This window comes from Streptomyces sp. NPDC005722 (assembly GCF_040630935.1).
Taxonomy (GTDB): domain Bacteria; phylum Actinomycetota; class Actinomycetes; order Streptomycetales; family Streptomycetaceae; genus Actinacidiphila.
Genome location: NZ_JBEXYN010000017.1, coordinates 14,463 through 34,116 on the forward strand (window position 1 = coordinate 14,463; position 19,654 = coordinate 34,116).

Annotated in this window: 15 protein-coding genes; 5 read left to right on the top strand and 10 right to left on the bottom strand. The window is 74.8% G+C overall.

The annotated features are described in order from the left end of the window. Positions 1–8 precede the first annotated feature (8 nt). The 3 genes from ABZ479_RS20730 to ABZ479_RS20740 are packed head-to-tail and all read right to left on the bottom strand — an operon-like array spanning position 9 to position 3,007. The gene (locus ABZ479_RS20730) at positions 9–1,031 is read right to left on the bottom strand and encodes a hypothetical protein (RefSeq protein ID WP_500462954.1); all 1,023 of its coding nucleotides are present in this window, start codon (positions 1,029–1,031) and stop codon (positions 9–11) included. A gap of 54 nt (positions 1,032–1,085) precedes the next feature. Beyond that, entirely contained in the window at positions 1,086–2,102 is a 1,017-nt protein-coding gene (locus tag ABZ479_RS20735; RefSeq protein WP_500462955.1) for a J domain-containing protein, read from the bottom strand. Beyond that, the gene (locus tag ABZ479_RS20740; RefSeq protein ID WP_500462956.1) at positions 2,099–3,007 is read right to left on the bottom strand and encodes an NUDIX hydrolase; all 909 of its coding nucleotides are present in this window, start codon (positions 3,005–3,007) and stop codon (positions 2,099–2,101) included. Before ABZ479_RS20740 ends, ABZ479_RS20735 begins: the two co-directional genes overlap by 4 nt. A 189-nt stretch (positions 3,008–3,196) precedes the next feature. Between ABZ479_RS20740 and ABZ479_RS20745 the strand changes: the two genes are divergently transcribed. From ABZ479_RS20745 to glpK, 4 genes are all read left to right on the top strand, one after another. Further along, the gene (locus tag ABZ479_RS20745; RefSeq protein WP_500463077.1) at positions 3,197–3,643 is read left to right on the top strand and encodes a Zn-ribbon domain-containing OB-fold protein; all 447 of its coding nucleotides are present in this window, start codon (positions 3,197–3,199) and stop codon (positions 3,641–3,643) included. Next, complete coding sequence (locus ABZ479_RS20750; protein WP_500462957.1) at positions 3,633–4,829, top strand: lipid-transfer protein; 1,197 nt, start codon at positions 3,633–3,635, stop codon at positions 4,827–4,829. Before ABZ479_RS20745 ends, ABZ479_RS20750 begins: the two co-directional genes overlap by 11 nt. Before the next feature lie 152 nt (positions 4,830–4,981). Next, positions 4,982–5,713 (top strand): MIP/aquaporin family protein, encoded by a 732-nt coding sequence (locus ABZ479_RS20755; protein ID WP_500462958.1) that lies wholly within the window; start codon positions 4,982–4,984, stop codon positions 5,711–5,713. Between the two features lie 7 nt (positions 5,714–5,720). Further along, positions 5,721–7,277, top strand: a complete 1,557-nt coding sequence (glpK, locus tag ABZ479_RS20760) for a glycerol kinase GlpK (RefSeq protein ID WP_500462959.1) — start codon at positions 5,721–5,723, stop codon at positions 7,275–7,277. A gap of 28 nt (positions 7,278–7,305) precedes the next feature. Here glpK and ABZ479_RS20765 read toward each other — a convergent pair whose 3' ends face one another. The 4 genes from ABZ479_RS20765 to ABZ479_RS20780 all read right to left on the bottom strand — a co-directional run bounded on the left by ABZ479_RS20765 (position 7,306) and on the right by ABZ479_RS20780 (position 11,587). Continuing rightward, positions 7,306–7,911 carry a GTP-binding protein gene (locus ABZ479_RS20765; RefSeq protein ID WP_499607284.1) on the bottom strand — a complete coding sequence of 202 codons (606 nt, stop codon included), beginning with the start codon at positions 7,909–7,911 and terminating at the stop codon, positions 7,306–7,308. Positions 7,912–8,155: 244 nt separating this feature from the next. Then, on the bottom strand, positions 8,156–8,548 hold the full coding sequence (locus tag ABZ479_RS20770; protein WP_500462960.1) for a DUF742 domain-containing protein: 393 nt from the start codon (positions 8,546–8,548) through the stop codon (positions 8,156–8,158). A 10-nt stretch (positions 8,549–8,558) separates the two neighbouring features. After that, the gene (locus ABZ479_RS20775; protein ID WP_499607290.1) at positions 8,559–8,981 is read right to left on the bottom strand and encodes a roadblock/LC7 domain-containing protein; all 423 of its coding nucleotides are present in this window, start codon (positions 8,979–8,981) and stop codon (positions 8,559–8,561) included. Further along, positions 8,978–11,587, bottom strand: coding sequence for a sensor histidine kinase (locus ABZ479_RS20780; RefSeq protein WP_500462961.1), 2,610 nt, complete (start codon positions 11,585–11,587; stop codon positions 8,978–8,980). Before ABZ479_RS20780 ends, ABZ479_RS20775 begins: the two co-directional genes overlap by 4 nt. A gap of 325 nt (positions 11,588–11,912) precedes the next feature. Between ABZ479_RS20780 and ABZ479_RS20785 the strand changes: the two genes are divergently transcribed. Continuing rightward, on the top strand, positions 11,913–12,353 hold the full coding sequence (locus ABZ479_RS20785) for a hypothetical protein (protein WP_500462962.1): 441 nt from the start codon (positions 11,913–11,915) through the stop codon (positions 12,351–12,353). A 45-nt stretch (positions 12,354–12,398) separates the two neighbouring features. On the opposite strand, the gene ABZ479_RS20790 is transcribed toward ABZ479_RS20785, so the two are convergent. The 3 genes from ABZ479_RS20790 to ABZ479_RS20800 form a co-directional block, all read right to left on the bottom strand. Then, positions 12,399–17,117 carry a coiled-coil domain-containing protein gene (locus ABZ479_RS20790; RefSeq protein WP_500462963.1) on the bottom strand — a complete coding sequence of 1,573 codons (4,719 nt, stop codon included), beginning with the start codon at positions 17,115–17,117 and terminating at the stop codon, positions 12,399–12,401. Between the two features lie 80 nt (positions 17,118–17,197). Further along, positions 17,198–18,079, bottom strand: coding sequence for a hypothetical protein (locus ABZ479_RS20795; RefSeq protein WP_500462964.1), 882 nt, complete (start codon positions 18,077–18,079; stop codon positions 17,198–17,200). Between the two features lie 40 nt (positions 18,080–18,119). Beyond that, a complete protein-coding gene (locus tag ABZ479_RS20800) occupies positions 18,120–19,640 on the bottom strand; it encodes a hypothetical protein (RefSeq protein ID WP_500462965.1) in 1,521 nt (506 codons plus the stop codon). Positions 19,641–19,654 lie beyond the last annotated feature (14 nt).

The window sequence follows — 19,654 nt, forward strand, 5'->3', positions numbered from 1 at the left end:
GGAGGTGCCTACAGGCGGGTGGTGCCGGTGGCGGGACCGTCGCCGGGGCCTGCGCCGGTGGCGCCGCCGTCGCCGTCGATCAGGGGCGTGTCAGTCACCGCGACGGCCGCGCGGTCTCGGTCGAGGGCGGCGAGTGCCTTGCCCACGGTGCCCGCGGCGGTGGAGCCGAGGTCGGCGAGGTCGTCGAGGCCCTCGGCGAGGTCGATGGCCTCCTCGCCGAGCCCGATGGTGAGGGCGATGGTCTCGCAGACGGCGTCGAGGTCGTCGAGCTCGATGACGTTCTGGCCGAGGAGCCCCCGCCAGGTGCCGAGGACCTCGGTGTTGCCGACGTAGGACGAGCCCGCCGGGAGGATGTAGTAGACGTCGAACCTCTGCTTGAGCTCGGCGACGATCCGCGTGACGGGGATGTCCTCGGCGAGGTCGTCCCCGATGACCTCGCGCACCTCACGGGCCTTGACCTTGCCGTAGGGCAGCTCGTCGCCGATCAGGAAGAGGTAGCCGCGGCGGCCGCGCTTCTCGTGGCAGTCGATCGAGGTGTGCCGGGCCATCGCGTACAGGGCGAGCTCGTAGGACTCGGTCATCTGGCCGCCGCCACCGCCCTCGAGCAGGATGTTGCCGAGGTCGTCGTCCATGCGGTTGTCCGACTCGAACTGCCCGAGCTGCAGCGGGACCCGGTCGCAGGTGGCGTCGCCGACCGCGCCGAACAGGATCTGCGGGTGCTCGGTGTAGCCCTTGCGCAGGAGCAGGCCGAAGAGCTCGGGGAGCTTGGTCTGCAGGACCTGCGGGACGGTGCGCATGGAGCCGGTGACGTCGAACAGGACGGAGATGGCGAGCGAGGTGGGGTGCTCGTCGGAGTCCCGGCTCTCGCGGACGCCGATGTCCTTGGGGTCGAGCGAGGGGTGCGCGGTCCAGGAACCGCGCGGGGCGGACGAGGTGACGCGGTCGCTGTAGGCGAAGGCGCCGGTGCCGCTGGCGGCGCGGTAGCGCGAGGCGGCGTCGTAGACGTTGGTGGACCAGCTTCCGCTGCCCATGGTGGTTCCCCCTTGGTGTGTCAGGTGTGTCAGGTACGTCGGTTGTGCCGGGCGTCAGGTGCCGGTGCCCGGCATGGTGAACGGGCGGAAGGCGCGCGGGCCGTAGAGGCGTTCCAGGACGTCGTCGAGCTCCGCGAGCAGCCGCCAGGCGTCGTGCGGACGGCGGGCCTCGGAGGGGAGCGTGCAGCCGCGCAGGAAGGCGCTCAGCGGGCGCGGCGCGCGGTCCCCCATCAGCTGCTCGACGCAGCGCGAGGCGAGGTGGATGTCGGTGGCCTCGGTGGCGGGGCGCCGGCCGGGGACCTCCGGCGGGTAGAGGGCGCGGTGCCGCTCCACGAGGGCGGGGACGGTCGCGCCGCGTTCGGTGGAGTGGCACCAGCCGACCAGGACGAGACCGTGCTCGGCGGGGTGGATCAGGATGTGCTCGGGCAGCACGGCGCCGTGGACGACCCCGGCCCGGTGCGCCCAGCCGAGGGCCACCAGCAGACGGCGCCACATCCATGCGGCGTCCCGCGGGTCGAGGCCGCCGGGATGGAGTGCCCGGACCGCGGCGAGGTTGTGGAATCCGCGCAGCCGCTGGAGGGCGTTGACGCGGCGCTCGGTGCCGTCGGGGCCGCGGTGGCGGAAGGACTCGACGAGGCGGGGCGCGTAGGCGCGGTGCCGGGCGTCGGCGACGGTGTGCAGCCGGGTGAGGGCGTCGGCCTCACGCTCCATCAGGTCGTTGTCCGCGGGGCGGCGCGGGATCTTCAGTACGGTGCCGGGCCCCGCGGCGCGCAGCACGGCAAGGTCGCCCTCGGCGAGGACGGGTCCCAGCGGGTACGTACCGCGCGCGGTGGTGAGGGCCGGGCCGTCGCCTGTGTGCCGCCGCCACAGGGCGGTGAGGCGGACGAAGGCGGCCTCGGCCTCGCCTGCGCGGCCGGGCGGTGCGGTGTCGGGGTGCAGGAGGCGGGCGAGCCGGCGGTAGTGGCGGGCGGCCTCGGTGGTGCCGGCCGGGAAGGGCCGGCCGAGGGCGGCCAGGGCGTCGTCGAAGGTACGGACCCGGTGGGCGGACGCGGAGGGCGTCGTGGCGGTCATCGGACACTGTCCTCACGGTCGGGACGGAGCAGTGCGGGGTGCAGGAGGCGGGCGTCGCCGGCACGGTAGAGGCGGGCCCGGGGGCCGCCCCTGGAGCCGCCGCGGCCCGCGGTGGTGCCGGTGGACTCGACGAAGCCCGGCACCGACAGGACCTTGCGGTGGAAGTTCCCGGCGTGCAGGGTGCGGCCCCAGACCGCCTCGTAGACCGAGCGGAGCTCGGTGACGGTGAACTCCTCGCCGAGGAAGGCGGTGGCCAGCGGGGTGTACTCGATCTTGGCGCGGGCCCGGTCGAGGCCTTCGGCGAGGATCGTGCCGTGGTCGAAGGCGAGACCGGCGCCGGGGCCGGACGCCCGACCGGACCTCAGGCCGGGCGGGTCGGACAGGTCGGACCGGCGGCCGGAACCACCCCCGTGGATCCCGGCCGGCCGGTCCTGCTCCTTGGGACGCACAGGGGCGGCATCAGGGTTCCCCCACGGCGCGACCGCCTCGACGGGCACCCACTCGGCCGCCGCGGCGTCGCTGCCCGCCTGCGCCTCGGGCAGGTCCGGGGCGAAGGCGAGGTAGGCGACGGAGACGACGTGCATGCGCGGGTCGCGGTCGGGACGGCCGTAGGTGCCGAGCTGTTCGAGGTGGACGCGGCCGAGGCCGTGCGCCGCGTCGAGCCCGGTCTCCTCGGCCAGTTCACGGGCCGCCGCCTCGTCCAGGGACTCACGGCCGGCTCGTACGAAGCCGCCGGGCAGTGCCCAGGCTCCCTCGTACGGCGGTCCGCCGCGGCGCACCAGCAGCACGTGAAGGGCGCCTTGACGCAGCGTCAGGGCGACGACGTCCACGGTCACGGCGATGGGCTCGAAGGCGCGCGGGTCATAGGCGGCGAGGAACGCGTCCTCACCCTGCCGGTCTGCCATCGTGCGCCACCCCTCGCCAGTTGTTCTCACTTCGAGTATTTCTCGCTTCGAGAAGAACTTAGCAGCCGGCACCGACACCGTCCACCCCGTTCCGCGGTACGGCCCGCCCGTGACAGACTTCTGACGACTCGCCAGATCGCGACAAGGGTCGATGAGGAGGGGCCGGACGTGGGGCGCTCACGGAAGCCCGTGGTGACGGGCTGGTTCACGCAGGACACGGCGGACGGCACCGGCTTCCGGCTGCTCGGCACCCGTTGCCGCGGCTGCGGCGCGGTGTTCTTCCCGCGCGAGGACGACGCCTGCCGCAACCCGGCCTGCGACGGCGGCGCGGCGGAGCTGGAGGAGGTAGCGCTGTCCCGGCGGGGCAGGGTCTGGTCGTACACCGACGCCCGCTACCGCCCGCCCGCCCCGTACGTCTCCGACCCTGCGCGCCCCTGGGAGCCGTACGCCCTGGTGGCGGTGGAGCTGACGGCGGAACGGATGATCGTGCTCGGGCAGGCCGCGGCCGGGACGGGCGTGGCCGACCTGGCCGTGGGCATGGAGGTCGAGCTGGTCACCGGCGTGCTGCACGAGGACGCGGAGCACATCTGGACCACCTGGCACTGGCGCCCCGTGGAGGCGGACGATGAACCGTGACGTGGCCGTCCTCGGCGTCGGCATGCACCCGTGGGGCAAGTGGGGCCGCCCCTTCACGCGGTACGGGGTCGCGGCGGCGCGCGCCGCGCTCGCCGACGCCGGACTGGACTGGCGCGACGTCGGTCTGGTCGTCGGCGCGGACACCGTACGCGGCGGCTACCCCGGCTACGTCGCGGGCGCCGCCTTCGCGCAGGCGCTGGGCTGGCAGGGCGCCCGGGTGGCCAGCGTGTACGCCGCCTGCGCCTCCGGGGCGCAGGCCCTGGACACCGCCCGGGCGCGGATCCTGGCCGGCCTGGTGGACACCGCGCTGGTCGTCGGCGCGGACGCGGCTCCCAAGGGCTTCTTCGCGCCCGCCGGCGGCGACCGGCCCGACGACCCGGACTGGCTGCGCTTCCGCGTGCTGGGCGCCACCAACCCGGCGTACTTCGGGCTGTACGCGCGCCGCCGGATGGCACTGCACGGCGACACGCCGGAGGACTTCGCCCGGGTGAAGGTGAAGAACGCCGCCGCCGGGGCCGCCAACCCGCTCGCCCGCTACCGGGCACCGGTCACGGCCGCCGAGGTGGCGGCCTCCCCCGTCGTCGCCGACCCCCTGCGGCTGCTCGACGTCTGCGCCACCTCGGACGGGGGCGCCGCCGTCGTCCTGTCCAGCCTGGACTTCGCCCGGCGCCGCGCGACGGCGGACCCGGTGCGGATCCGCGCGGTCTCCACCGTCACTCCGGTCTACCCGCGCACGGTGCCGGACCTCCCGGACATCGCCACCGACTCCGCCCTCGCCACCGTGCCCGGGGAGCCGGCCGTGGGCTTCCGGGCGACCGTCGTCCGCGCGGCCTACGAGGAGGCGGGCATCGGCCCCGAGGACCTGGACCTGGCGGAGGTCTACGACCTGTCGACGGCGCTGGAACTGGACTGGTACGAGGACCTGGGCCTGTGCCCGCCGGGCGGAGCGGCGAAGCTGCTGCGCGACGGGGCCACGGCGATCGGGGGGCGGATCCCGGTCAATCCGAGCGGCGGCCTCGCCTCCTTCGGCGAGGCCGTGCCCGCCCAGGCGCTCGCCCAGGTGTGCGAACTGACCTGGCAGTTGCGCGGCCGGTCGGGGCACCGGCAGACCGCGGGGGCCCGCGTCGGGGTGACGGCGAACCAGGGCCTGTTCGGGCACGGCTCGTCGGTGGTCGTAATCAGGTGATCTGTCCGATACCTTGACGCTCCATCACCCCGGGACAACACTTCCGGGTGGCGCGGAGGCCGGGCGGGAGGCGGGACCTCCGTACCCGCGTCCGCGTGCGCCATTCTCTGGCGGCGCATGCCCGACACGTGCGCCCGCACGAAGGAGCCGTCATGTATTCCAACGGAGACGTCTTTGTCGGCGAGATCATCGGAACGGCGATCCTGATCCTGTTCGGCGCCGGCGTGGTGGCCGGGGTCCTCCTGCACCACTCGAAGGCGCGGGCATCCGGGTGGATCGTGATCTCCTTCGGGTGGGGCCTCGCGGTCCTGGCCGGCGCGTACACCGCGGGTCCCCTGTCGGGCGGGCAGCTGAACCCCGCCGTCACGCTCGGGGTCGCCATCAGCACCGGCAAGTGGAGCCAGGTGCCGGTCTACCTCGCCGGGCAGATCATCGGCGCGATGCTGGGCGCCGTCCTGTGCTGGCTGGTGTACTACGGCCAGTTCGCGGCGAACCGCGCCGAGGAGACCCGCCAGCCCACGCTCGCCGTCTTCTCCACCGTCCCCGAGATCCGCGTCTGGTGGCAGAACCTGATCACCGAGGCGATCGCCACCATGGGCCTGGTCCTGCCGATCCTGGCCTTCGGCCTCAGCAAGGGCCTCGGCGAGACCGGCACGGGCACCCTGATCGTGGCGCTGCTCGTGACCGGCATCGGGCTCTCCCTGGGCGGCCCCACCGGCTACGCCATCAACCCGGCGCGCGACCTCGGGCCGCGCATCGTCCACTCCGTGCTGCCGATCCCCTTCAAGGGCACCTCCGACTGGGCGTACGCCTGGATCCCGGTGGCCGGTCCGCTGCTCGGCGGCGCCCTGTCCGGTCTCATCTACAACGTCGCGTTCAAGTGAGGCGGTCATGACCGAAACGTCCGGTACGGCGACCCGCTACGTGGCCGCCATCGACCAGGGAACGACCTCCAGCCGCTGCATCGTCTTCGACTCCGACGGGTCGATCGTGGCGCTCGACCAGCGCGAGCACCGCCAGATCTTCCCCAAGCCGGGCTGGGTGGAGCACGACGCCACCGAGATCTGGTCCAAGGTGCAGGCCGTGGTGGCGGGCGCGCTCGCCAAGGCCCGGCTCCACCCGGACCAGCTCAGTGCGCTCGGCATCACCAACCAGCGCGAGACCACCGTGCTGTGGGACCGCACCACCGGCCGCCCGGTGCACAACGCGATCGTGTGGCAGGACACCCGTACCGCCGCGCTGTGCGACCGGCTCGGCGGCCAGGACGGCCAGGACCGCTTCCGCGAGTCCACGGGACTGCCGCTCGCCAGCTACTTCTCCGGCCCCAAGGTGGCGTGGCTGCTGGACAACGTGCCGGGCCTGCGCGCCCGCGCGGAGAACGGCGAGATCGCCTTCGGCACCATCGACTCCTGGCTGATCTGGAACCTGACGGGCGGTACGGAGGGCGGCGTCCACGTCACGGACGTCACCAATGCGAGCCGCACGATGCTGATGAACCTGGAGTCGCTGGAGTGGGACCCGGCGATCCTCGCCGCGATGAACGTCCCCGAGGCGCTGCTCCCGGAGATCCGCTCCTCCTCCGAGGTGTACGGCACGGCGGTCGGCCAGCTCGGCGGGGTGCCCGTGGCCTCGGCCCTCGGCGACCAGCAGGCCGCGATCTTCGGCCAGGCCTGCTACGGGACGGGAGACGCCAAGAACACCTACGGGACGGGCAGCTTCCTGCTGCTCAACACCGGGAACCGGCCGGTGCCGTCGAAGAACGGCCTGCTCACCACCATGGGCTACCGGCTGGGCGGGCAGGCCCCGGTCTACTGCCTGGAGGGGTCGATCGCCATCACCGGCGCCCTGGTGCAGTGGTTCCGCGACAGCCTCGGCATCATCACCGCCGCGGACGAGATCGAGGCCCTCGCGGCGAGCGTCCCGGACAACGGGGGCGCCTACATCGTCCCCGCCTTCTCCGGGCTCTTCGCCCCGTACTGGCGCTCCGACGCGCGCGGGGTGATCACCGGCCTCACCCGGTACGTCACCAAGGCGCACCTGGCGCGGGCGGTGCTGGAGGCGACCAGCTGGCAGACCCGCGAGGTCGTCGACGCGATGTACCAGGACTCCGGGGTGCACATCACCGGGCTCAAGGTCGACGGCGGCATGACGGCGAACGGCCTGCTGATGCAGCACCAGGCGGACGTGCTGGGCGTCCCGGTGGTGCGGCCGCGGATCTCGGAGACCACGGCGCTGGGGGCGGCCTACGCCGCCGGCCTCGCCACCGGGGTGTGGGACGGCCTGGACACGCTCAAGGCGCACTGGCAGAAGGACGCCGAGTGGCAGCCCCGGATGGACGCGAAGACCCGTGAGAAGGAGTACCGCCGCTGGAAGAAGGCGGTCGAGCGCAGCTTCGGCTGGCAGGACGACGACGAGGACGAGGGCCCCGCGCCGTCCGCCGGGGGCTGACCGGCCTGCGCCGTACGCGCCGCGCGGCTCAGTTGGCGGCGGCGGCCCTGCGGTCGCCGGCCACCTGGGCCGCGTGCTCGACCACCGTGATCAGCACCTTCTTCGCGGAGGCGCGGTCCCGGGCGTCGCACATCACCAGCGGCACCTCGGGGTCGAGGTCGAGCGCGTCGCGCACGGTGTCGGCGGGGTGCCGCTCGGCGTCGTCGAAGACGTTGACGGCCACGGCGAAGGGGATGCCGCGGCGCTCGAAGTAGTCGACCGCGGAGAAGCAGTCCTCCAGGCGCCGGGTGTCGGCGAGGACGACCGCGCCGAGGGCGCCCTGCGCCAGTTCGTCCCACAGGAACCAGAAGCGGTCCTGGCCCGGTGTGCCGAACAGGTAGAGCACCAGGTCGTCGCGGAGGGTGATCCGGCCGAAGTCCATGGCGACGGTGGTGGTGCGCTTGGCCTCGACGCCCGCGGTGTCGTCGACGGGCCGCCCGGCCTCGCTGAGCGTCTCCTCGGTGCGCAGCGGGCGGATCTCGCTGACCGCGCCGACGAGCGTGGTCTTGCCGACGCCGAAGCCGCCGGCCACCAGGATCTTCAGCGTGACGGGCTCGACGGGGGAAAGACGGCTCTCAGAGCGTCCGAAGGCCATGACTCACTCCTCCGGTCGTGCCGTTTACACAGGTCAGAGGCATCCTGGGTCCTAGGGACTGCGTCGGGCGATCAGCTGTGGCAGTGGAACATTACTACGGTACGACCGGCCAACTACCAGCGGTCCCGGGGCCGTTACCGGTCCGAGGCCTCACCCGTCCGGCCGGGAACGGTCCTGACGGCCCCTCGGGCGCGCACGAGGGGCACCAGGGGCCACGGCGGGCCCACGGTGCCCCCGGGGTGGCTCAGAGCGCGCGCAGGCCGTCGATGACGTCACGGAGCAGCCCGGCGTCGGGCAGCTCCGCCGGCGGGACGGGCCGGCTGATGTGGACCAGGCCGGCCTCCAGGACGTCGCCGATGAGCACCCGCACGACGCCCACGGGCAGGTCGAGGTCGGCCGCCAGCTCGGCGACCGACATCGGCTGCTCCCGGCAGAGCCCGACGATGTCGAGGTGCTCGGGCGACAGGGTGCGGTCGACGTCGGCGTCGTCGTCCTCGCTGCGGGACTCGGCGATCACCAGGGCGATCAGGTCGAGCCGGGCTTCGGCGGCGTGGCTGGTACGGCCGCGCGTCATGGCGTAGGGCCGCACCACGGGCCCGGCGTCGTCGTCGTACCAGCGGTCCGCTTCGGAGCTCATGGCGTCCTCGTCACACCGCCCGCGCCGCGTCGTCGTCGGTGCGCGGGGCGGTGGCGAGGTGCACGCCGACCCGCTTCACCAGCAGCGCCATCTCGTAGGCGACCTGCCCGACGTCGGAGTCGGAGTCGGCGAGCACGGCAAGGCAGCTGCCGTCGCCCGCGGCGGTGACGAACAGGAAGGCCTCGTCCAGCTCCACGAGGGTCTGCCGGACCTTGCCGGCCTCGAAGTGCCGTCCGACGCCCTTGGCGAGGCTGTGGAAGCCGGAGGCGACGGCTGCGAGGTGCTCCGCGTCCTCACGGGTGAGGCCCTCGGACGCGCCGGTGGCCAGGCCGTCGCTGGAGAGCACCAGCGCCTTGCGGATGCTGGCCACGCGACCGACCAGTTCGTCGAGAAGCCAGCTGAGCTCGCGGGACGCGCTCGATGGTGCCGTCATGGACCGTTCCCCTCCGTGGTGGTTCTGGTTGTGCCGTCGCCGCCGCGCTCCGCCGGGGTGGTTCCCGGACGGTCGGCGGGGCGGACGTCGTCGGTGCCGTCGGTGCCGAGGTCGTCGGCGACCGCGCGGCCGCGCAGCCATCCTCGCTGCAGCGAGGCCATGCGGTCGCGCACCTCTTCGGGCGAGCGCTCGGGCCCGTCGTCCCCGTCCGCGCCGGCGGCGGCGGTACGGGTCCCGGTGGTGGATTCCCCGCGCAACTGCGGGGCGAGGCTGGCCTGGCGCACCCGGCGGGGCAGTCCGGCGCCCACGGGCTCCTCCTGCGGCTCGGGCACGGCGGGCTCCTCCTGCGGCGCGGGGTCGGCGGTCGGGGGCGCTTCGCCCACGGGGCGGCCGTTCTCGGCGACCAGGACCGGCGTGCGGCGGCGGCGCGGCAGCACGGTGAGGCCGTCGCCCGGCGCCAGGGAGGGCTTCGCCCCCGGGGCCGCGTCGCCCGCGCCGGCCGGCGCCCCCTCGGTCTCGGTGAGGTGCGGCCGGTGCTCGCGGGGCTCGTCGTCCGGCTCGGGGACCAGACCCCACTGGCGGAAGCTGTGCTCGGTGGCGGCCGACATGGGCCGGACCCGCGGCTCGTCCGGCGCGTCCGGGACCACCGTCACGTCCGGCGCGTCCTGCTCCGCGGTCTCGTCGGCCGGGGGCTCCGGCTGCTGTTCCTCGCCGGGCTCGGTCAGCAGCGTCGCCGGCACCAGCACCACGGCCGTGGTGCCGCCGTAGGGGGACGGGCGCAGCGACACCCGGACGCCCTGGCGCTGGGCCAGCCGGCTGACCACGAAGAGGCCGAGCCGGTCGGTGTCGGAGAGCTCGAACTCGGGCGTCTCGGCGAGACGGAGGTTCGCCTCCAGCATGGCGTCGGGGGTGAGGCCGAGGCCGCGGTCGTCGATCTCCAGGACGAAGCCGTTGGCGACGGACTCGCCGTGCACCTGGACGCTGGTGTGCGGCGGCGAGAAGACGGTGGCGTTCTCGATGAGTTCGGCGACGAGGTGGGTGAGGTCGGCGACGGCGTGGCCGGTGACGGCGAGCCGCGGCAGCCGGCGCACGTCGACCCGCTCGTAGTCCTCGACCTCGGCGACGGCCGCCCGCACCACGTCCATCAGCTGAACCGGCTTGCGCCACTGCCGGGACGGCACGGCGCCCGAGAGGATCACCAGGCCCTCGGCGTGGCGGCGCATGCGGGTGGTCATGTGGTCGAGGCGGAAGAGGTCCGCGAGTTCCTGCGGGTCCTCGGTGCGCCGCTCCATGGCGTCCAGCAGGGTGAGCTGGCGGTGCAGCAGCACCTGGCTGCGGCGGGCGAGGTTGACGAAGACCTCGGAGACGCCGCGGCGCAACTCGGACTGGCGCACGGCGGCCTCGACGGCCGCGCGCTGCAGCGTGTTGACGGCCTTGCCGACCTGGCCGACCTCGTCGTCGGGGTAGTCCAGGCGCGGCGCCTCGGTCTCGACGTCGACCTCCTCGCCCGCGGCGAGCCGGCGCATGACGCGTGGCAGCCGGGTGCCGGAGACCTCCTGGGCCTCCTTGCGGAGCCGGGACAGGTCGCGGATGAGGCTGCGGCCGATGCGTATGGAGACGATGACGGACGCGACGACGGCGATCAGGCCGAGGCCGCCGGCTATCGAGGCGGTCGCGACCAGCCGCATGCCGATCGGTTCGGCGCGCTTCTTGTGCAGGTCCCCGGCCTCGACGCCCATCCGGTCCAGGTCGCTCAGCGCGGTGGAGGCCGTGCTCTGCCAGGACACGCGGTCCGCGGCCCGGGGCGCGCCGGAAGCGCCCGCGGAGATGACGGTGTCCTCGGCGGCACGCAGGGCGCGGCCGGAGGGCCCGGCCCAGTAGGCGTCGTAAAGGGCGCGCTCTTCGCCGGTCAGCAGATGGAGGTTGTCGGCGTAGTAGGCGCGCTGCTCGGCGACGGCGAAGGTGAAGGAGCGCATCTCCGCCGCGCTCATGCGGCCGGCCGCGATGGCCGCCACCATGAGGGCGTCCTCCTGGCTGATCGCCTCGCGGGCCCGGGTGACCTGGATGAGGGCGCGGCCCTGCTTGTCGATGGTGACGTTGTTGATCGGGTTCAGCGAGTCCAGGAAGGCGTAGGCCGGGTCGAAGAGGCCGCTGTAGGCACGGAAGGCGTCGTTGCGGCTGATGCCGCCCTTGGCGACCTTGCCGCGCAGCGTCTCCAGGCCGCCGAACCCGCGGACGACGAGGTCGAGGCGGCGCCGCGAGCCAGGGGTCAGCCGTTCCCGGTTGCCGGAGTCGCGCGCGTTGTCGCGCAGCCGGGCGATCACCGTGTCCGTCGCGCGTTCCCGCGCCAGCAGCGTGCCGCGGGCGTCGGACCGTCGAGGATCGGCCAAGTAGAGCATGGCGGAACGGCGTTCCTGCTGGAGTGCCTGGATGCCGTCCTCGACCGGGTAGCCGAGCGCGTTGACGGTCTGCTCGACGCCGAAGAGGCCCCAGACCTGACGTCCGGTCAGGGTCGCGGCGAAGGCCCAGATGGCCGTGAGGGACACCAGCGGAATGAGCAGCAGTGCCACGATCTTCCGCCGGATCGTCGTACCGCGAAAGCGCATGGCCTCCCCAACGTCAAACCCGGTCAAGGGCTGTCGTGTTCCGACTGCAAACGGCGCGAGCCTACTACTGCCGGATGACCAAACCGAAAGCCCTGCTTCCGCCCTTGCCCCGGGACGACCCGATTCGTACGGATGAACAGCCGGCACGCCTGGCCGAAATGCACCGCACAGGGAACCCGGGGGGCCCGTCCGGCGTATGAGAGGTGGGGAGGGGGTGCTCCGGAATGCGGAGGGCATTCATCGGCGGAAACCGGGCAGCCACTCTGGAGTCGGACATCGGGGATCCGGCACCGCAGCACCGGTATGCCGCAGGGGAGCAGATTTCATGGACGACCTCGTCGAGGACGCATTGGATCGCGACATTCCGCCGCGGAAGGCCCGGCGGCAGTTGTGGGTGGAGGAGCCCGTCGGGCGACCGCGCCTGCCCGACCCGGTGCGCCGGGCGGCCGTGCGGGCCTGGCTCGTCGTGTCGCTGACCGTGATCGCCGCGGTGATCGCCGCACTGGGGACGGCCGGTGAGTCCTGGCTCGCGGCGCCCGCGATGCTCACCGCCATAGCCTTCACCGTCCTCGCCACCTGGGCGGTGCTGGACGTGTGGATCACGCGCCAGGTCTGGAACCAGCGCAACGGCGTGGTGTCCAGCCCCAGCAGTGCGGCCCGCAGGCTGCGCCGCGAGCGCAGGCGGGGGCGGCGGCGGGCCCGGTCCGAGGCCCGCGACGCGGAACGGCGCCGGCGCGTGTCCGGCACCGGCGCCCGTACCGCCTGAGCAAGCCGGGGCGGCCCAGGGGCGCGACGGCGCCCGGCCGCGGGGTCAGCCGCCCTGGGGGGCCGGCTGCTCGGCCGGGCGGCGGAACATCCGCGTCGCCGTGATCTCGCCGTGCACCGGCTCGGACTCCGGGTCCCGGACGGGCAGTCCGGGCCGCAGGTGCTCCTCGACGCTGATGTACTTCAGGCCCGCGCGCAGGTCAGCGTCATTGCGCAGCCGTACGACCAGCGGGAACTCGGCGAGCGCCGTGGTGTCGAACAGCCCCGTGGTGTAGATCAGCTGGACGCCCAGCGCGTCGGCGACCGCCCGCTGCAGCTCCAGCAGGTAGGTGGCGTTGGCACGACCGATGGGGTTGTCGAGGAAGAGCGTGCCCGCGTGCCGGTGCCGGTCCCTGCCGCGGTCGTTGCTGCGCAGCGCGGCCATCGTGCAGTACAGCGCGATGGCGGCGGTGAGTAGCTGGCCGCCGGAGAAGACGTCGCCCATCTGCCCGACGGGCACGCGCTCGGCCCGCAGCACCGCGTCCGGCTTGAGGATCTCGACGGCCACGCCCTTGGGCTCGAGGGCCGCCGCGACCCCGCGCAGCAGCAGCGACATGCCGTCCCGGCGCAGGTCGGAGTTCTTGCGGACGGCCGCCCGGGTCGCCTCGTCGATCACGGCGCCGAGCCGCTCGTTGAGCTCCGCGTGGTCCGGGTCGTCGAAGCGGATCCGCAGGAACTCCTGGCCCGACCACTCCCCCAGCCCCTCCGGCAGGCGGGACAGCCGCTGCGCGGACCGCAGGGTCGCCAGCGAGGACTCCACCATGCCGCGCAGCCGGTCGACGATGCTGTCGCGGTTGCGCTCCAGCTGCTCCAGTTCGTCGGTCAGGACGCGCAGCCGCGGCGCGAAGGCGGTGTGCCAGGCCGCCGCGTGATCGGGCAGCGCGGAGCCGGGCAGTTCGCGGATCTGCTGGCGGGCCGGGGTGCGCACCTGCTCGTAGCGGGCCGCGTTGGCGTGCCGCACGAGGACGTCGCAGGCCTCGCGCAGCTGCGATTCGGCCGCCGACAGGTCGGCGGCGCATCCGCGCAGGCTGCGGCGGGTCTCGGCGACCGCGGCCCTGGCCTCCTCCAGGGAGCCGGAGTACGGCTCGGGCTCCTCCTCCGCCTCCTCGGGCTGGCGGTCGCCGTCGCGGAGCAGGTCCCGCAGCAGGGCGGCGAGTTCGTCGAAGCCGGTCGCGGCGTCCTCGGCGGCACGGTGGGCGCGCACCAGGTCCCCGTGGCCGTCCCGGGCGTGTGCCAGCGCCTCGGTGCGGGCGGCCAGTTCGCCATTGGCGCCGCGCAGCAGCTCCTGGGCGTGCCCGGCGTCGCGGGGCAGCAGCTCCTCGGGGAGCTCGGTGTGCGCCTCGCCGTCCGCCGGGGCGTGCCGCTCGGCCTCGCCGCGCAGCCGGCCCAGCTGCTCGCTGGCCGTGGAGGCGCGGGAGTCCAGGGTCGCCACGAGCTGTTCGGCGCGCGCGGCCGCGGCCTGCCGGGCGGGGCCGTCGGCGCCGTCCGTGCCTTCCAGCAGCTGGGCGGCGCGGGTGCGCACCTTGTTGGTGAGGCGCTCCAGTTCGGTGAGCGCGGACTGCTCGGTGCTCTCGGCGCGGGCCTGCTCGGCCCGCAGGTCGGCGCCGACGCCCACCTTCTCGTACACCTGGGACGCGGCCCGGTAGGCCTCGCGCAGGGCGGGCAGCGATCCGGACTGCTCTGCCGCGCCGTCCTCGTCGTCGAGGGCCTCGTCGGGGGCGCCGGTGATCTCCGAGCGCTCGGCGCGGAGCACCCGCGCGGTGCGGCGGGCGTCGTCCGCGGCGCGCTGGGCGGCGCGGCGGTCCTCGTCGGCGGCGCGCGCCAGCGTCAGGCACGCCTCGGCCCGGGTCTCGGCCTCGGCGGCGTCCTCGGCCAGCTCCCGGGTCCTGCGCTGCCAGTTGGCCCGCTCCCGCAGCCGGAAGGCGAGGCCGGCGAGCGCGTCGGCGGCCCGGCGGGCCTGCTGTGCCGTCTCCTGGCGCTCGTCGCGCAGGGCGGTCGCCTCGGCGGCGGCCTCGTCGGCCTCCCTCCGTACGGAGCGTGCCTCGGCCAGTTCCTCGCGGGCGGTGCCCGCGGACTCCCGGGCGGTCCCGACGGCATCGGCGAGCTCGGCGAGCCGGCCGCTCGGGCAGCCGGAGCGCCAGGAGGAGAGCCGGGCGGCCAGCGTGCGGTCCTCGGCCAGCCGGGCGGCGAGGTGGCGGATGTCCTCCTCGCGGGCGGTCGCGCGGGCGCGCAGCGCCTGCCGCTCGCCGTCGGCGGCCAGTTCGTCGTGCATGGCCGGGTTGGGCGGGACGAGGAAGAGCTCGGGCTCGGCGCCCACCGGGGGCGGCGGGGCGAGCAGGGCCGCCGCCGTACCGACCGTGACGGTCGACCGCGGCAGCAGGGCCGCCTGCGCCAGCACCTCGCGGGCCCTGGCGTAGCTCTGCGGGTCGGTGACGACCACGCCGTCCACCAGCTCCGGGCGTGCGGCGAGCACGGCGGCGTGGTCGGCCGGGTCGACGGCCTGGGCGAGGTAACGCCAGCCGGGGAGCGCGGGGATGCCGTGCTCACCCAGGTACTCGACCGTGGCGAGCACGTCGGGGCCCGGCGGCAGCAGCCCGCCGTCACCGAGCGCGGCCAGGATGCGGGCGTCGTCGGCGGCGGCGGTGCGCAGGTCGAACAGCTGCCGCTCGGCGGAGGCCACCGCGCCGTCCAGCATCTCCCGCAGCGGCTCCGCGAAGGCGTCGAGTTCGGCCGCGGTCAGCGGGCCCTGCTCGGCCGGACGCCGACCGGACGCGGGGACGCCGCGACGGGCGGCGGAGGCCTGCGCGGGGATGGCGGGGGCCCGGTCCGCGGCGGTGTCGTCCTCCGTGCCGGCCGCAGGGACGGTCCCCTGCACCTCCGCGGGCGGGAGGCTGAGCAGTGCGGCCAGCCGGGGTTCGGCCGCGAGGGCGTCGGCGACGCGCGACTCGGCGGCGTGCGCGGCCTCGGCCGCGGCGAGGGCGTCGGCCGCGCGGGCGGCGGACAGCTCGGCGCGCGCGTCGGCGGCGGCGGCCTCCCGGGCCCGCTCCCCGGCCCGGCGGGCGGCGTCGCGGGCCGCCTCGGCCACGGTCGAGGCCGCCTTCTCGGCGTCCGAGGCCTCCAGGGCCGCACGGGCCGGGTCGGCGTCCGGGGCGGAGTCGTCCAGCCAGCCGGCCCGGACCGCCTCCGCGGTCTCCTGCTCGACCTCCGCGAGCCGCTGCACCAGGTGCCCGGCCTCGCTGCGGGCGCGCTGCCCCTCCGTCGCGGCGGCGGTGGCGTCGCGATGCGCCGCCTCGGACTGCGCCTGGAGTCCCGCGGAGCGTTCCTCCTCCGCGTCCGCCCGCTCGTCGGCGGCATCCGCGGCGGCGTGCAGGACGCGGACGAGGTCGGCGGCGGCCTTCGTACGGGCGGCGAGCGCGGGTGCGGCGTCCCGTTCCGCCTCGCGGATGGCGGCGGTGACCCGGGCCAGGCGGTCGGCGGCGGCACGGTGCCGCAGGACGGTCTCCGCGGCCTGCCAGGCGGACTGCAACGTCCTGGCGTCGTTGAGCTCACGGCGCAGCGCGGTGGCGCTCTTCTCGCCGGCGGCCAGGGCCAGCGAGGCGTGCCGGTAGGCGAGTTCGGCCGCGACGAGGGCGCCGCGGCCGCGGGCGGCCTCGGCGTCGGTGACGGTGTGCGCGGCCCGGGCCGTCTCCTCGGCCAGTTCCGCGGCACGGCCCCGCTCCTCGCGGGCGCGCGCGGACAGCCGGCGGGCCAGGGCGCGGGTGCGGCGCTCGGACTGTGCGTGCACACCGCGCGCCTGGTCGCGGGCGGCGGTGGTCTCGACGATGCGGCCGAGCAGTTCGAGGGAGCCGGCCGTGAAGTCGCGTTCCGCGGTGAGTTCGGCCCGGCGGCCCAGCTTGCCGGCGAAGCCGTGCACGAGGTCGGCGAGGCCGTCGGTGTCCCGGGTGTCGGTGACGGCGCGCAGCAGCAGGTCGGTGAAGTCGGAGTCCTTCTTCACCGCGAAGAGGCCGGCCGCCTCGCCCTCGTCGGCGTTCATCTCCCGCTGGTAGCGGAAGAGTTCGGGGTCGAGGCCGAGCTCGCCGAGGTGCTCGTTCCACCGGTCGTGGATCTCCTCCCACACCACCTCCAGGTGCGGGTAGTAGCGTCCGGCGTCGGTCAGCGCGTCGCGGAAGCCCTTCATGGTGCGGCGGCGGCCACGGGCGCCCGAGGCGCCCTCGGCGGACGGGCGGACCGCGGTGGACTCGGCGACGGGCAGCGAGTCCAGGCCGAGCCCGGGACCGGGCCGGAAGGAGTACCAGGCCTCGGCGAACTTGCGCGGGTCCGAGGAGACCTGGCGTCCGCGCCACTCGCTGACCTTGCCCACGACGACCAGTTCGCCGGTGACCGTGTGCTGCCACTCCAGGGCGACGTGGCCGCAGTCGTCGGCCAGCAGGAACTTGCGGAGCACGCCGGAGCTGGCGCCGCCCAGGGTGTTGCGGTGGCCGGGCAGCATGACCGAGAAGATCAGCTTGAGCAGGACGGACTTGCCGCCGCCGTTCTCCAGGAACAGCACCCCGGCCGGGGCCGGACGGCGCGGCGGCCCGGTCGGCTCGTCCTCGAAGAACTCCGCCTGGGCGGGTGCGGGTTGCGGCACGGGCTCGCCGACTCCGCGCAGGTCCAGCACGGTGTCGGCGTAGCGCGCACCGGCGGGCCCGATGGAGTAGAGGCGGACCCGGGACAGCTCGTACATGGGGGGCTCTCGTCGTGGTGGTCTGTGGTCGGCGGTTTCGGGTGGATCGGCTGGATCCCGGTGGCGGGGCGGGCCTCTTGTCAGGAGTGGAAGGGCAGGCCGGCTCCGGCCGCGAGGCCGAGGTCGTCGCCCTCCTCGGCCGGCATCAGGGCCGCCGCCTCCCCGGCCCGGGGCACGATGCCGAGGTCGAGGAGCTCGGCCATGGCGGCGCTGCCCGCCATGTCGCGCACCTGGAGCTGGTAGCGGGCGGTGGTGCGGTAGGTGCCGCCCGACTCGTCACCCGTGCGCTGCAGGAACCCCGAGTCGACGAGGAAGGAGACCGCCTTGCCGACGATGCCGGTGGTGGAGCCCGCCAGGCGGCGCGCGTCCTTGGTCGCCCCGGTGGAGCTGCGGCGCACGTAGACCCGCCAGGCGGACTCGAGGCCCGGGGCGTCGGTGGCCGGGTCGGTGTTCTCGCCCTGCTCCTCGGCCCGTTCCTCCAGCCGGCGGCAGGCCTGGCGCAGGAAGCCGTCGATGCCGTTGACGGTGACGCGGCCGATGTACGCGTCGTCGGCGAGGTCCTCCGGGCGCGGGAAGGCCATGGCGGCGGTGGCGAGGTGGGCGAGGCCGTGCAGGAAGCGGTCGCCGGCGTCGGAGGCGGCGCGGCGCGAGTAGTCGCCCATGCGGACGGCGAAGACGGAGTCCTCGCCGGCGGCCAGTGCCATGCCGGCCCGCGGCGAGACCTCCAGCACGACCAGGCCGAGGCCGGCGGCCACGGCGTCGGCCAGCCGGGAGAACAGCGGCTCCTCGCGGTAGCGGCGGATCAGTTCGGCGTACTCGGCGTCGCGCGCGGGCAGCAGCTTCGGCTGCAGGCCGAAGGCGACGAGGCGGGCGGCGTCCGCGGCGTCCCCCGGGGTGACGGCCGCCGCCGCGGGGGCCGCTGCGGGCGGCTGCGTGCTCTCGCCGTCGCGGTGGTCGCTCACGGGGTCGTCTCCTCGGTACGGATGGTCGGTTCGCTCATCGTCACGCCACCTCGGACCGCTCGGCGGCCATTCCGGCGGCGTCCAGCCGGGCCGTGCCCACGACCAGGTCGGCGCCGCCGAACTCGGGGTCGTCCAGCCGGGTGCCGTCGTCCACGGCGAACAGCAGCCGCTCCTCGCCCTGGCGGTAGGCGGTGCCGACCGGCGGGCTGGCGGCGTGCACCGCCAGCAGGGCCACCAGGTAGGGCAGTTCGGGGTCGAGACGACGGGCCTCGGCGAGCAGCCCGGACAGCCGGCGCGGGGCGTCGTGGGGCAGGTCGAGGAGCTCCAGGGCGGTCTCGAGCTGCTCCTCGCTGAACCGGCTGTCGTCGGGCGTGGCGACGAGGTCGGGCTCGGGCATCTCGGCGCCGAGGTGCTCGCGCTCCAGCGGCGGGGTGAGCAGCGCCTCCACGAGGTCCGTGACGCGCACCGAGGCGGGGGTGCGGTAGCCCGTGCCGCGGGCGAACCATGCGTCGGTGACGCGGGTGGCCTGCTCCACCGGGAGCGGCAGCACGGGCGCGACCAGCTGCCCGTACAGGTCGAGCATGCCGACGAGGGCGCCGCCGCGGGGTGCGGCGAAGGCCTGCCGGTCCTGCTCGGCGCGGAAGATCGGGCCGGCCTCCAGCAGCCGGGACTGCAGCTGGGTGTGGCGGCGGATGCAGTCCTTGACGATGTCGACGAGTTCGGCGGCGCGGCGCTTGTGCTCCGGGTCCTCCGACTCGTCCCTGGCCTTGCGGATGTTGGTCAGGATGGCGTTCTCGTGCCGGTAGCGGTCGGCGACGTGGTCGAGCGCCTCGGCGATCATGTCGGGGACGGCCGCGACCCAGTCGACGGCCCGCACGTTGCGGCGGGTGGCGTCCAGGGCGCGGCGCAGCGTCTCGGCGTACTGCACCGTGCGGTAGCGGGCCTGCTCGGCGGCGAGCTGGGCGTCGGCGAGGCGGCCCCGGTTGATCAGCACCTCGAGCTTGACCTCGGCGGCGATCTGGGCGCTGGTGACGTCCGTGTCGAGGGCGCCGACGAGCACGTTGACGGCCTCGTCGGTGGTGCGCAGGTAGACGGTGCCGTCGCGGCCCGCGACCTCCTCGATCAGCTTGAAGTCGTAGTCGCGGCGGACGTACGCGCCGTCGGCGCCGAAGGTGCCGTAGACGGCGCGGAAGCCGCGGTCGACGCTGCCGACGTTGATCAGGTTCTCCAGGACCCAGCGGCCCACCCGTTCGTGCTCGGGGGCGGGACGGCCGGGGGCCTGTGCGGCGATGCGGGGCAGCAGCCGGGAGATTATCTGGTCGTGGTCGGCGCCGGTGTCGAAGTCCATGTTGAGCGTGACCAGGTCGATGGCGGCCAGGGCGACCTCCGCCATCGCGTACACCGAGTACTCGCCCGCGAGGTTGGCCTTGCGCACGTCGAGGTCGTGCAGCGGCGCCGTGCAGGCCAGGGCCTTGAGGCGGCGGGCCAGGCCCTCGTCGGCGGCCGGGCCCGGCGCGGGCCGGACACCGCCGCTGAGCTGGTGCGGAACGGTCGTGGTCACGACGCACAGACTAG